Raw genomic sequence first — 14386 nt, 5'->3', positions numbered from 1 at the left:
ATGGATTATGCGCAACGAATGCATCGCGATGCTGCTGGCTGGTGGAGAAGGTCGCCGTCTCGGCATTTTGACGAAAGATTTGGCCAAACCGGCCGTTCATTTTGGAGGCAAATACCGGATTATCGACTTCACGCTGAGCAACTGCGTCAACTCCGGAATCGATACCGTAGGGGTGCTGACCCAATACCAACCGCTCGTGCTGAATCAATATCTCGGAATCGGAAGTCCGTGGGGGCTCGACCGCCGGGAAGGCGGGATGCATGTGCTTCCCCCATATGTCCGCCAGAAAGGCGGGGTTTGGTACAAAGGAACGGCCAATGCGATCTATCAAAATATCGGGTTTATCGAACGCTACAACCCCGAATACGTACTCGTCATATCCGGCGACCATATCTATAAAATGGACTATGACCTGTTGCTGGAATCGCATAAGCGGAACCGGGCCGACGCGACGATCGCGGTCATATCGGTGCCGTGGGCCGACGCGAGCCGGTTCGGCATCATGAGCGTCGACGAGGAGAGCCGGATCGTCGAGTTTGCCGAGAAGCCGAAGCAGCCGACCAGCAATCTCGCCTCGATGGGCGTCTACATGTTCTCCTGGCCCGTGCTGCGCGAAGCTTTGATGCAAGATGAGGCCGACAACGGGTCCTCGAACGATTTCGGCAAAGATATTATTCCGAAAATGCTCCGCGACGGGGCGAGACTGTTTTCCCACCGGTTCGCGGGCTACTGGAAAGATGTAGGCACGATCGAAAGCTTGTGGGAAGCAAACATGGACTTGCTCGACGATGAGCCGGCTTTGAACTTGAACGACCGTTCATGGCGCATCTACTCGGTGAATCCGAACCGCCCCGCGCATTACGTATCTCCGGAAGCGAGCATTCAAAGCTCGCTTATCAACGAAGGCTGCATCGTGGAAGGCAGAGTCAACCGTTCCGTGCTGTTCCACGGCGTGAAAACCGGCAAAGACAGCCTGGTCGAGGATTCCGTCATTATGCCCCATGCGATCATCGGCAAAGGAGCGAGAATCGTCCGTGCGATCGTCGGAGAAGGTGCCGTCGTAGGCGAAGGCATGCAGATCGGAAGCTTCGATTCCGATGAAATCGCCGTAGTCGGAAGCTGCGAAGGAATATCGGCGGAGCAATCACTGGAGGAGGCGAAAACGGTATGAAGCTGCCAATGATGGGCGTGATCAACCTGATTCATGAGACGGAGGAAATGGGTCCTTTGACCGCGAACCGCTGCTTGGCTTCGGTGCCGTTCGGCGCGAGGTACAGGCTGATCGATTTCGTCCTTTCCTCGATGGTGAACTCCGGCATTCCGAAGGTGGCCGTGTTCGCGCATACGAAGTTCCGTTCGTTGATGGATCACCTCGGCTCCGGAAGCAATTGGGATTTGCACCGCAAGCAGAACGGCTTGTTCGTGCTCCCTCCGGCGATGGAGGATCAGAGCGATTTCGGCAAAGGAGACCTGCATCATTTTTACCGGAACCGCGATTATTTCGCCCGCAGTACGGCCGAGTATATCGTCGTGACCCGCAGCCATATGGTGTGCAACATCGATTTTGCACGCGTGCTCGAGCATCACCGGGCCAAGGAAGCGGATATTACCGTCGTCTGCAAACATTGGCCGAGGGCGGAAACCGGCTTGACCCGCAAAGCCCGGCTGGACGCCGACGGACGCGTGCTCGAAATGCAGGACCATTTCGGGCGTCTCGAAAGCGATATCGTCTCGATGGAAATGTACGTGCTCCGCAAAGAGTTGCTGATCGAGCTTGTCGAGACGACGCTGGCGCAAGGCCGCGACCATTTTTTCCGGCATGCCATTTTGTCCCGATTGGGCGAGCTTAAAGTGAACGCTTATTTGCACGACGGGGCGCTCGGGGTCGTCAACACGATTCCGGCGTATTACCGGCACAATATGGATCTGCTGGATCCGGACGTATGGAACGACCTGTTTTTCCAGCCGAACCCGATATTTACGAAGGTAAAGGACGAACCGCCAACCCGTTACCGCAGCGGCGCGCAAGCCGTCCATTCGTTGATCGCCAACGGCTGCGAGATCGAAGGAACGGTGGAACGCAGCATTTTGTTCCGGGGAGTGAAGGTGCGACGGGGCGCTTACGTCCGCAACAGCATCGTCATGCAGAACGGCGTCGTCGGCGAAGGCGGTTTTCTCGAAAACTGCATTCTGGACAAAGAAGTGGAAATCCGGCCGCTGCGGGAATTGAAGGGCTCCATTCAAGTGCCCTTCGTCGCCTTGAAGCGGAATGTCATATAGAGGGCGGGTCCCTATCGGACCTGCCGCAATGGAAAATGAGTTTCGTCGCGAATGGAATGCTTACTTTAGGAGGGGAACTGATGAACGTCTGGTTCGCGGCGTCCGAAGCGGCGCCTCTCGTCAAGACGGGCGGATTGGCCGACGTCGTCGGCGCGCTGCCGAAATCGCTGCTCAAGCGGGGCGTCGACGTTACGGTCGTGCTGCCGAAATACGGGGAAATTCCGGCGTCCTATACGGAGGACGCGGTAACGCTCGAAACGTTTCACGTCTCGCTCGGCTGGCGCAGCCAATATTGCGGGCTGCAGGAAATAACGGTCGACGGGGTGCGGTTTCTGCTGATCGACAACGAGTATTATTTCAACAGGGGAAGCTTGTACGGGTACGGGGACGAGGCGGAGAGGTTCGCTTTTTACTGTTTCGCCTTCATGGAGGCGTTGGGACGCTCGGAACGGCTTCCCGATATTATCCACTGCCACGATTGGCAAACCGGACTCATTCCGTTTCTGCTGCGCACCCGCTATGCCTACAATCCGGCTCTGCACCGCATCCGGACCGTGTTTACGATTCATAATTTGATGTATCAAGGGGTATTTTCCCAAGATTTGCTGAAGGATTTGCTCTCGGCGGGCGACGATTTGTTCGGCGAAGAAGGCTTGGAGTTCTACGGGGCGGGCAGCTGCATGAAAGCGGCCCTCCGCTATGCGGACAAGCTGACGACGGTTAGCCCTACTTACGCGCTGGAAATTCAGACGGGCGAGTATGGCGAAAGGCTGGACGGGGTGCTGCGCCAACGCTCCGAAGATTTGCGCGGGATCGTGAACGGGATCGATACGGATATTTACGACCCGATGAACGATTCCCACTTGAAGGTGCCTTACCGGAATTCCTTGGCGAAGAAGCGGCAAAACAAAACGGTGCTTCAAGAGGAGCTGGGGCTATCGCTGGACGAGAACGTGCCGCTAATCGGCATCGTGTCCCGGCTTGTCGGGCAAAAAGGGTTCGACCTGATCGGCGAGGCGCTTCCCGGGCTCATGGAGGAGTCGCTGCAAATTGCCGTGCTCGGGGCGGGCGATCCCGGCTTCGAAGCGATGCTCCGCGATGCCGTGCAGCGTTATCCGGGCAGGATCGCGGTCTGGTTCGGCTTCAACGAGGGGCTTGCCCGCCGCATATACGCCGCATCCGACATGTTCCTCATGCCTTCGCGCTTCGAGCCGTGTGGGCTCAGCCAGCTCATCTCGCTGCGCTATCGCACCGTGCCGATCGTCCGGGAGACCGGAGGACTTCGCGATACGGTGGAAGCCTATAACGAGATTACGGGCGAAGGGGACGGCTTCAGCTTCGGTCCGGCCTCCGCTCACGATCTGCTGTACACGGTTCGCCGCGCATTGTCGTTTTACGGCAATCCGGAGGCATGGAAGCAGATCGTGCTGAACGGGGCGAAGAAGGATTGCGGATGGGACGCCTCCTCCAAGCAATACCACCTGTTGTATCGGGAGCTTGCGACCGGATAAATTACTTGCGGAAGGGACTGTGCGCATGGCCCGACATCTAGTCATCGGAAACGGAAAATTTTTGATCAATCTGGACAGCCGCTGCTTCATCCGGGATATTTATTATCCTTATGTCGGGCAGGTGAACCATACCGGCGGACAAGCTTGCCGGTTCGGCGTATGGAGCAACGGGGCGTTCGTTTGGCTGGACGATCCGGAGTGGAATATCGAGCTCGGCTATATCGAGAACTCGCTGGTGACGAACATTACCGCCCGTCACGAAGGACTGGGGCTCGAGCTGCAAATGAACGACGGCGTGCATCAGCGCGAGTGCATCTATATCAAGCGGGTATTTATTCGCAATTTGACCGGCGAGCCGAAGGAGGTCAGGCTGTTCTTCCATCAGGATCTGATGATCGACGGCAACGAGGTCGGCGATACGGCCGCTTATTATCCGGACAACCGGACCGTGTTCCATTACAAGAAAAAGTATTATTTCATGTTCAACGGGTGCTCGAAGCTCGGCGGCATCCATCAGTACACGACGGGGATCAAGCGATTCCACTCCGCGGAAGGGACTTGGCGGGACGCGGAGGACGGCGAGCTGATGGGGAACGCCATCGCGCAAGGCTCGGTCGACAGCACGATCAGCCTGCGCGCGATATTGCCTCCGAGAGGCGAAGGAACGGTCTATTACTGGATGTCGGTCGGACCGCATCTGGAAGACGTCAAGCGTCTCGACCAATACGTTCAGGAAAGCCAGCCCGAGAAGCTGCTCAGCCGGATCGTCATCTACTGGAACCATTGGCTGTCGCGAGTAGGGAGCGATTTCGGGGATTTGCCGGGAAATATCGTACGGCTGTTCAAGCACAGTCTGCTGATCGTCCGTACGCAGATCGACGAGCACGGAGCGATTCTCGCGGCGAACGATACCGATATTTTGCAGTACAACCGCGACCACTACAGCTACATGTGGCCTCGAGATGGCGCGCTTATTGCCGACGCGATGTCGCTGGCCGGGTATCACGGGACGGTTGCGCCGTTTTTCCATTTCTGCAACCGCGCGCTGTCTCCCGAAGGGTATTTGTATCACAAATACAATCCCGACGGAACGGTCGGGTCCAGCTGGCACCCCTACATAGTCGAAGGAATCCCGCGGCTTCCGATTCAGGAGGACGAGACGGCGCTCGTCTTGTTCGCGTTATGGAAAGACTACGAGCGGCACGGGGAAATCGAGCTGCCGCAGGCGCTGTACCCGACCTTGGTGCGCAAGGCGGCCTCGTTTTTGTGCGACTACGTGGAGCCGACGCTCGGACTGCCGCTGCCGAGCTACGATCTGTGGGAGGAACGGTACGGCATATGGACCTACACCGTAGCCAGCGTGTACGGGGGGCTGATGGCGGCTTCCTACTTTGCCGACTTGTTCGGGGACTACGAGCGCAGCGACAACTACCGCGGCACGGCCGAACGGATGAAGCGCGGCATGCTGGCCCATCTGTGGGACGAGGAATCGGGGCGGTTCGCCAGAGGGCTCGTTCAGCGCGAGTACGGCTGGGAGAAGGATATGACGCTGGAAAGCAGCCTGTTCGGCCTGTTCGAGTTCGGGGTGCTCCCCGCGAGCGACGATCGGGTAAGCCGCACGATGCAGGCGATTGCCCGCGATTTGGCCGTACGTACGGAGGTGGGCGGCATCGCCCGCTATACGAACGATTATTATTTCCAGCAGAGCGGCGATATCGAACACGTTCCCGGCAATCCGTGGATCATCTGTACATTGTGGGTAGCCAACTTTCAAATCGAGACGGCGCTAATGCTTAAAGATTTGGACGAGCCTCGGACGACGCTTGAGAAGGTGGCGGGATGGACTCTATCCGGAGGAAACTTGCCAGAGCAGCTTCATCCGTCGGAGGGCACTGCGTTGTCGGTTGCCCCGCTCACATGGTCGCATGCGACATACGTGGAAACCGTATGCAAATATGTTCGCAAGCGCGAGCAGCTGCTGGCCGCATTTAACGGGTAACCGAGCAACCGACGGGAGATGGAAGCGAGCAACGCGGCGCTTTTGTTCTTCCGTCGGTTTTCTTTTTAATGCGGCGTCATATCGGGCGGGGCCGCGAGGCTTCCCCCAATCGGCTCATCAGCCGCTTCATCTTCGTTTCCGTATCGGAGCCGATCGACGGCGTGTAGACGCTGCAGCGCAGATCGGCCCGTTCCTGCACCTGCATCGATGTAAGGTCGAACAGCATTTTGCCCGCCTTGGCGTGACGGAATTCGATGAATACCTCCGGCGCGGAGCTTACGTCGTTAATGTCCCATAGTTTGCGGAACTCCCCGTTTTGCCCGCTCAGCCGTTCGATAAAATCCCCATACCAAGCATCTCCGACATATTTGCCGTAGTAGTAGCGGAAAATCGCGAGGAAACCGCGGACAAAGTCCTCCCAATTGACCGCGAGCGTCCGCAGTTCTTTTCTCGTAAACAGCAGCCAGATCAAATTCCGTTCCTCGGCCGGTACATGGGCAAAATCCATAAACACCGCCGCAGCCGCATTGTTCCAGCCTACGATATCGCATCTTCGATCGGAAACGATCGTGGGGCAATACCGCAGCTCTCCCAGAATGATATCCAGCGCGGGCGACAGTCCGGCTGCGCGTTCCTCGACGGGCGCGGAGGCGGGCTGCTCGAACGCGAGCGCAAACATATATTTGCGCTCTTCCTCGTTCAATTGCAGCGCGTAGGCGATCCGATCCAGCACTTGTGCCGACATGCGGATGTCGCGGCCTTGCTCGAGCCAAGTGTACCAGGTCGTGCTGACCCCCGCGATTTGCGCCACCTCCTCCCGCCGCAGTCCCGGCGTTCTTCGGCGTCCCCCTGCCGGAAGTCCGACCGACTGGGGGTGAAGTCTGGCCCGGTGTGCGGTCAAAAATTCGGATAGCGCCGTCAGCCGATGATCGTCGTTCATGGTAGTTTCCGCTCCTTTCATTCCTATCAGTCATTATACCAGGATAAGCTATAACTTGTAATAGGATAAAACCTGTGACATGCTAACAATATCGGATAGCCGTGGAGAAGGTATGGCAGCATGCAAAAAGCTGTGATTAGTCCCCTTCGCGGCTTTAACCATATACTCGGAAAAGGGATGATATCGTATGAAACGGGTCGTTATTACCGGAATGGGCGTCATTACGCCCACAGGACATGATGTGGATACGTTTTGGACGGCATTGACCTCCGGCAAGTCGGGGATTTCTCCTATTGACACGTTGGACGTTTCGGCCTATAAAACGAAAATCGCCGGAATCGTACGCGATTTCGATCCGGATGCCGCGATAGGACGCAAGGAGGTTCGCCGCATGGACCGTTACTGCCAGCTTGCGGTGGCGGCGGCGAAGCAGGCGCTTGAGGATGCGGCTCTCGATTTGGACAAGGCGGATACGGAAAGGATCGGAGTCTATATCGGTTCCGGCGTCGGAGGGATCCAGACGATGCTGGATAATTACCGGACTTTGCTGGAACGGGGGCCCGGACGCGTCAGTCCGACGCTCGTTCCGATGATGATCGCCAACATGGCCGCGGCACAGGTGAGCATTCTGTACGGCTTGAAGGGCCCCGTGCTGGCGCCGGTTACCGCATGCGCGACCGGCAATAACGCGATCGGCGAAGCGTTCAAGCTGATCCAGCGCGGAGGAGCCGATGCGGTCGTCGCCGGGGGCTCGGAAGCGACGATCGCGGATTTGCCGCTGGCCGGCTTCATCAGTGCAGGCGCGATGTCGACCCGCAATGGCGAACCGGAGCGTGCGAGCCGCCCGTTCGATGCGGAGCGGGACGGCTTCGTGGCCGCGGAAGGGGCGGGCGTCGTCGTGCTGGAATCGCTGGAGCATGCCTTGCGGCGAGGGGCAGCCATCCATGCGGAAATTGTCGGGTATGGCGCCAGCTCCGATGCTTATCATATGGTCGCCACGGATCCGGAAGGCGGCGGCGCGTACCGGGCGATGAAGGAGGCGCTGGCGGACGCCGGTCTGCGTCCCGATGAAATCGATACGATCAATGCGCATGCAACCGGGACGCAGCTGGGCGACGTTTCCGAGACGAAAGCGATCAAGCGGCTGTTCGGCGACAAAGCTTACGATATCCCGATCAGCGCCATCAAATCGATGACCGGGCACGCTCTCGGCGCGGCGGGCGGGATCGAGGCGGTAGCGCTTATCAAGACGATCCAGGAGGGCGTTATTCCGCCAACCATCAATCTGGAGCATCCCGATCCGGAATGCGACCTCGATTACGTGCCGAACAAAGCCAGAGTGGCGCAAGTCCGGACCGGCTTGTCCAATTCGTTCGGCTTCGGAGGTCACAATGCGGTAATCGTACTGCGCAAGTACGAGGCGTGAGGAGGAGCTAATCCGAATCGGGTATTCCAAGAAGAGCGCATTTTTGCTAAAGTATAGGTCTGGGCTTTTTCCGACTGCAGGAGATAGGCAACCGAAGAAGGAGCGTTATAGCCGTGGACTTTTCCATCCAATACTTGTCGTTCTTCGTTATTCAAACCGACGATCAATCGTCCAAATCGTTTAAGCATTACCAGACGCTGGACCGTGAAGCGTACGAGCTGAGCGAGCTCAAAAAGTTTCTGGACGGCGAATTCGCCCGTATCGTCAAGCGAAAGGCCGAAAGAAATCCGTTTACCGAGCAAGTGCCGACCAAGATCGGCCGGTTCATCGTGGAGCCGGGCTTCGAGCTGGCGGGCAATCCGAATTATGCGTTGTTTCAACGGATCCGGTTCGCGGAGAACGAACAGGATTTTCATTATGCCGGCGATGAGCTTGTGCGGGCTTATATGGATACGAGCGCCGTACGGGGCGGAGCGCTTATCGTGGCGGCGGCGAAGCTGAGCAAATGGTTCGACGATCCGATCCTGTTCGTCATGAAGTGCGATTTCGAGCCGAAAATCGCTTCGGTCGCGGACGAGAAAAGCTTGGTGCGCCACGTCGACATGGCCATCAGCGCCAAAAACATCAAGGCGATCCAATATCCGCACATGCCCGAGGAAGGGATGCTGGAGGAATGGGAGCTGAAGCTGCACCAGTCGTCACACGCCCGATATTTCGAGGATTTCCTGAAATTCGTTTCCTACGAGCCGTCGGTTCCGGAGCTGATCAACGAGCAGGTCATGGGCATGGTCCAAGATTATATCGAACAGAAATGGCAGGACCAACCGGCCGAGCACGAAGGAAAGCAGCGCGAGGAGGAGGAAATCGAACTGTGGGCCGCGAGCGAGCAGCGGGAGCTGCAGCAGAAGTGGAGCCACGAGCAGGTGGCGGAGGCGACGATGCGCATCGTCGAGAGCCAGCCGGAGGTCGAGCTGAAGTTCAAGCTCGACGGCGTATCGGTCAAGGCGCTGCTCGCCGATTACGGCGAATCGGTGCATGTGGCGCAGCTGAACGGGCGATATATTTTGCTGATCGAGGGCGATACGTTTCAGTTCGAGAAAGGCTTTTCACCGGTCGAGCTGCTCCATCCGGAGTCGTTCGAGGACGTGACGCGCAAGCTGATCGACAAGCCCGTACCGCCTCCTGACGGCGGACACGGCGATGACGGCGTGCCTTGGTAATGAAAGAAATGGCTATCGCTGCGGGAACAATCCAGTGGTCGGGGGCCGTCCGGAATCTACCTGCAAATGCGCATCTTGTTTGGCCTCAATTCTTCCTGTTGACGCTTTTACCTGCAAATGTGCAGGCTGATCGCACCATTACTCGTTTAAATCGGCTTTTTCCGGGAAAATACATGCACTTTTGCAGGCAGATAGCCGGATGGGGCATATTTGAACCGAATCTACCTGCATTTATGCAGGTCAGCTTAAGGGACCGCCGGCTCCGCTATTCTCCATCGCTGTCGGAGATGTCGAAGCCCGGTTCCGGACGTTCCCGCCGAAATCTGGCACTCCTGCAAAGGGCTTGATCCAGTGCTGAAACGCAACGGTGGAGCAGCGGAGATCCATACCTGTCTTACCTGTCTTACCTGTCTGGGCGACCTTAGCCAATCGCATTCCCAATCCCGTGAAGTCTCTCCGTAAAAGGGAATGGACTTCTGAGCTGAATCGCTGTATTAGATACCTTCCTGATACTACTAGCAGCCTGCCAGGCTGCTTTTTTCGGCTTATCGGATAGGTAACGGTTACACTGCTGTTGACCTTCCCGAATTACGTTGATGGACGTTCTTATCGTTTGTAAGGTATACTTGTCTTATTATTCATATAGGGGTCGAGAGCTGATGAATCCATTCGGAGATTTTGGAAGTATGGGCCGTTTTTATTTGGAGAACGATTCTTACGGCGCGGCCGCTTTTTCTTTCTACCGCGCTGTCGCGCAAGAGAATACGAACGCCAATGCATGGAACGGGCTTATTATGTCTTTCAGCCTGATGAGGCGCGAAGAGGACGCGCAGACGGCGTTGGCGCGGTTCGCGCTGCAGGAAGGTTTGCCGTTCGACAAAAATTTGGTTACGTTTGCAATGATGATGTTCCAAAGAAGCCCTCTCGCGCTCGCCCAATGGTTCCGCGCGATGACGAAACGATTCGGGCTCGGCAGCCAGGACCGGGAAAATTACGCGCAGCTGGCCGACGAAATGGAGCAAGGCTACCGGAAGCTGGAAGAGCAGCAGGGAGAAGCGCTGCTTAAGCTGCAAGGCATGTTCAGCTTGGAGGAGTTCGCGGGAAGAACGACGGAGCTCGACTGGGTGTCCAAGGAGCCGATCGATTCCGTATACAAGCAGATACAGCTTTGGCTGGAGGAAGGAACGGATAAGGCGCTGACCGCCGTCAGGCTGCTGTGCATGATACCGGACCCGAGAAGCGAGAAGCTGCTGCGCAGAGTTTGCCGCAATGAAGATTTGAATGGCAAGGTCATTACGCAGGCGCTGCTGTCGCTCCGTTGGCTGGGAGTGCGGGGCAATATTAAAATTCACAAAATGGGGGAGCCGTTCGTCATCAATCTGGACGACCCGACGCCGGAGCTCACCATCTCGGTGCCGGCCGCCTTTAAGCCGGCGCTGGACCGGATGAAGCTGTGGATGGCGAAGGAGCAGGGAGTCGTAGCAAACGAGGATTACGAGCGGCATGCGGCGACGGATGAGCAGGAGCTGCCGCCCGAGCTGGCCGAGAAGCTCGCGGAGGCCGAGATTCCGGCCACGCTGCAGGAGGTCGTCCATACGCTTATCCGTGCGGCATACGATCATTACTATCCGTTCGTTCCGACCGTTGAAGAATCCCGGCAATGGAGCAGCGCGTTTTTGATGCTGATGAAGCAATATGCCGTCGGGGTCGGCGACAAATGGCCGTACGGGGAACCGGAAGCCGACGATACGGCACTGCTGCACCGCAATTGGCTGCTGAGCGCAAGCCCGGATTTTCAGGCGTCGATCGAGGCGGCCGGCAAATTCCGGACAGGCATAGCACAGCTGAGCCAAGCCTCCGACAGCAATTGAACGAGGTGTAGCCGCATGGCATAATGCGTCTGCCGCAGGTCGAATGGAGTCGCATCTTGACTTTGACTACAGCTTGCATTTATAATGTTTGAAAGTTCCATATCGATTACAGGCTTGGAAAAGGAACAGTAGTGAATTCTCATTTCGCAGAGAGCCGGCGCTTCGGTGCAAGCCGGTAAATGGGAGCAGCGAACTCGCCTTGGAGCCAACGGTATGACCCGGAGAGCGTACGCGCATTTCCCGGAAAACCGGATCGTCACCCCCGCGTTAAGGGGCAGAGTGGGCATAGGCCGAAGTACGGTCCGTGCCAACTAGGGTGGTACCACGGGAAAATAAACCTCTCGTCCCTAGCGAATGCGCTAGCGACTTGAGGTTTTTTGTTTTGTTATGTTATGAGTCGGGCGAGCCGCTCGGCAATAGAAGCGGTTTGCGACTCTTATTCGGGATATTTCGCCGCAGTAATGCCGATTCTCGGCATTTGGGCGAAATAAGGGTCAGAACCATCTACCCGGACTTAGCTGCAAAGGTACCACTTCACTTTTTGGGGAAGGTTTCGGGGTCCCCGAAAAGTACCCGGACTAAGCTGCAAAGGCTTCACTTCACTTTTTGGGGAAAGAGATTAGGGAGGAATTGCACATGACGCAGGAGCATAAAGAAGCGCAAAGAGAAGGTCAAGGCTACAACCCGCTCGCCATTGAACCGAAATGGCAGCAATACTGGGATCGCAACAAAACGTTCAAGGTGCTGGAGAACTCCGCCAAGCCGAAGTTTTACGCGCTCGACATGTTCCCGTACCCGTCCGGGGCTGGGCTGCACGTGGGCCATCCGGAAGGCTATACGGCGACCGACATCGTCTCCCGCTTCAAGCGGATGAGAGGGTTCAACGTGCTTCATCCGATGGGCTGGGACGCATTCGGACTTCCTGCCGAGCAGCATGCGCTCGATACGGGCAAGCACCCGCGGGACATTACGTTTACTAACATCGACAACTTCCGGCGTCAAATCAAATCGCTCGGCTTCTCGTACGACTGGGACCGCGAGCTGAGCACGACCGATCCGGACTATTACAAATGGACGCAGTGGATCTTTATCCAGCTGTACAACAAAGGACTGGCGTATGTGGCTGAAGTGCCCGTCAACTGGTGTCCGGCTCTCGGCACCGTATTGGCCAACGAGGAAGTTATCGACGGCTTGAGCGAGCGCGGCAACCATCCGGTCATTCGCAAGCCGATGCGCCAATGGGTGCTCAAAATTACCGAGTATGCGGAAAGACTGCTGGAAGATCTCGAGGAGCTCGACTGGTCGGAAAGCATCAAAGATATGCAGCGCAACTGGATCGGCAAATCGAAGGGCGCCGAAGTCGTGTTCGAAATCGAAGGGCATGCCGGCAGCAGCCTGACGGTATTCACGACGCGTCCCGACACGCTGTTCGGAGCTACGTACTGCGTGCTGGCGCCGGAGCACGAGCTTGTCGCCAAAATCGCCACGGCGGAGCAGGCCGCAGCAGTGAAAACTTACCAGGACAAAGCGGCGACGAAAAGCGATTTGGAGCGCACCGATTTGGCCAAAGAAAAAACCGGCGTATTCACGGGCGCTTATGCGATCAACCCGGTCAACGGCTCGAAGGCGCCGATCTGGATCGCAGACTATGTATTGGGCGGTTACGGCACCGGAGCCATTATGGCCGTACCGGGACATGACCAGCGCGACTGGGAGTTTGCGAAGCAATACGATTTACCGATCATCGAGGTCGTGCAGGGCGGCGATTTGGCGAAAGAAGCGTTTGCCGGCGACGGCGCGCACGTCAACTCCGGCTTCATCGACGGCTTGAACAATGAGCAGGCGATCGCCAAAATGATCGAATGGCTCGAGTCGAACGGCAAAGGGCAAGGCAAAGTGACTTACCGTCTGCGCGATTGGCTGTTCAGCCGCCAAAGGTATTGGGGAGAGCCGATTCCGATTCTCCACTTGGAGGACGGAACGATGAAGCCTGTCCCGGAAGACCAGCTGCCGCTGCTCTTGCCGGAAGTCGACGAAATCCGTCCGTCTGGCACGGGCGAGTCGCCGCTGGCCAACGTCACCGAATGGGTGAATACGGTCGATCCGGAGACGGGCAAGCCGGCCAAGCGCGAGACGAACACGATGCCGCAATGGGCGGGAAGCTGCTGGTATTATTTGCGCTTTATCGATCCGCATAACGACAAGGCGCTCTGCTCGCCCGAGCTGCAAAAAGAGTGGCTGCCCGTCGATTTGTACATCGGCGGCGCGGAGCACGCGGTGCTTCACTTGCTGTATGCCCGCTTCTGGCACAAAGTGCTGTACGACCTCGGCGTCGTTTCCACGAAGGAGCCGTTCTACAAGCTGGTCAATCAGGGCATGATTCTCGGCGAAAACATGGAGAAGATGAGCAAGTCGCGCGGCAACGTCGTCAATCCGGACGATATCGTTGGCGAATACGGAGCGGATACGCTGCGCCTGTACGAAATGTTCATGGGGCCGCTTGAGGCGACGAAGCCATGGAACACGAATGGAGTGGAAGGGTCGTTCCGTTTCCTGAATCGGATTTGGCGGTTGTTCGTCAATGAAGACGGTACGCTGAATGCGAAAATCGGCGGAGAAGCGAGCGAAGCGTTCAAACGGACTTGGCACCGGAGCATCAAGAAGGTTACGGAAGACTACGAAGCGCTCCGTTTCAACACCGCGATCAGCCAACTGATGATTTTCGTCAACGAGGCGTATAAAGCGGATGCGCTTCCTGCGGAAGCGATGAACCATTTCGTGCAATTGCTGTCCCCGATCGCGCCGCATATCGCGGAAGAACTGTGGCAGAAGCTCGGCCACGGCGAGTCGATCACCTATGCCGCTTGGCCGACATACGACGAAGCGCTCACGGTGGACGACGAAGTCGAAATCGTCGTACAGGTGAACGGCAAAATCGCCGATCGCGTCAAGATCGCGAACGGCATCGATGAAGCTGCCATGCAGGACATCGCACTGGGACTCGATAAGGTGAAGGACGCCATGAACGGCAAAACCGTGCGCAAGGTTATCGCGGTCAAAGGAAAACTGGTCAACATCGTAGTCGGGTAGTCGAGATAACGAGATACACGAGAATCGGACATCATGTGCCCGCATAACA

9 protein-coding genes and 1 other annotated feature are annotated in these 14386 nt (G+C 57.1%); of the genes, 8 read left to right on the top strand and 1 reads right to left on the bottom strand.

Annotated elements, in window-relative coordinates:
- Nucleotides 1-7: 7 nt before the first annotated feature.
- The 4 genes from FE784_RS02000 to FE784_RS01985 all read left to right on the top strand — a co-directional run bounded on the left by FE784_RS02000 (nt 8) and on the right by FE784_RS01985 (nt 5790).
- Nucleotides 8-1171: a glucose-1-phosphate adenylyltransferase gene (locus FE784_RS02000; protein ID WP_139600447.1), complete on the top strand. Its 1164-nt coding sequence runs from the start codon at nt 8-10 to the stop codon at nt 1169-1171.
- Nucleotides 1168-2280, top strand: a complete 1113-nt coding sequence (gene glgD, locus FE784_RS01995; RefSeq protein WP_176705897.1) for a glucose-1-phosphate adenylyltransferase subunit GlgD — start codon at nt 1168-1170, stop codon at nt 2278-2280. Before FE784_RS02000 ends, glgD begins: the two co-directional genes overlap by 4 nt.
- A gap of 80 nt (nt 2281-2360) precedes the next feature.
- Nucleotides 2361-3791 carry a glycogen synthase GlgA gene (gene glgA / locus FE784_RS01990; RefSeq protein ID WP_139600446.1) on the top strand — a complete coding sequence of 477 codons (1431 nt, stop codon included), beginning with the start codon at nt 2361-2363 and terminating at the stop codon, nt 3789-3791.
- A 25-nt stretch (nt 3792-3816) separates the two neighbouring features.
- The gene (locus FE784_RS01985) at nt 3817-5790 is read left to right on the top strand and encodes a glycoside hydrolase family 15 protein (RefSeq protein ID WP_139600445.1); all 1974 of its coding nucleotides are present in this window, start codon (nt 3817-3819) and stop codon (nt 5788-5790) included.
- A 76-nt stretch (nt 5791-5866) separates the two neighbouring features.
- Here the strand turns inward: FE784_RS01985 and FE784_RS01980 are convergent, their stop codons facing one another.
- On the bottom strand, nt 5867-6730 hold the full coding sequence (locus FE784_RS01980) for a helix-turn-helix transcriptional regulator (RefSeq protein ID WP_139600444.1): 864 nt from the start codon (nt 6728-6730) through the stop codon (nt 5867-5869).
- A 187-nt stretch (nt 6731-6917) separates the two neighbouring features.
- On the opposite strand from FE784_RS01980, the gene fabF reads away from it, so the two are divergent.
- The 4 genes from fabF (at nt 6918) to leuS (ending at nt 14337) form a co-directional block, all read left to right on the top strand.
- Nucleotides 6918-8156, top strand: a complete 1239-nt coding sequence (gene fabF, locus FE784_RS01975) for a beta-ketoacyl-ACP synthase II (RefSeq protein WP_139600443.1) — start codon at nt 6918-6920, stop codon at nt 8154-8156.
- 113 nt (nt 8157-8269) lie between these two features.
- Nucleotides 8270-9376, top strand: a complete 1107-nt coding sequence (locus FE784_RS01970) for a DUF3900 domain-containing protein (RefSeq protein WP_139600442.1) — start codon at nt 8270-8272, stop codon at nt 9374-9376.
- A gap of 659 nt (nt 9377-10035) precedes the next feature.
- Nucleotides 10036-11247: a HEAT repeat domain-containing protein gene (locus tag FE784_RS01965; protein WP_139600441.1), complete on the top strand. Its 1212-nt coding sequence runs from the start codon at nt 10036-10038 to the stop codon at nt 11245-11247.
- Nucleotides 11248-11353: 106 nt separating this feature from the next.
- Nucleotides 11354-11599, top strand: a binding site (T-box leader).
- A 284-nt stretch (nt 11600-11883) separates the two neighbouring features.
- Complete coding sequence (gene leuS, locus FE784_RS01960) at nt 11884-14337, top strand: leucine--tRNA ligase (RefSeq protein ID WP_139600440.1); 2454 nt, start codon at nt 11884-11886, stop codon at nt 14335-14337.
- The last annotated feature ends 49 nt before the right edge of the window (nt 14338-14386 follow it).

It is taken from the genome of Paenibacillus hemerocallicola, from assembly GCF_006265175.1.
Lineage (GTDB): Bacteria > Bacillota > Bacilli > Paenibacillales > NBRC-103111 > Paenibacillus_AB > Paenibacillus_AB hemerocallicola.
This window is presented reverse-complemented; position numbering and strand designations above follow the sequence as displayed.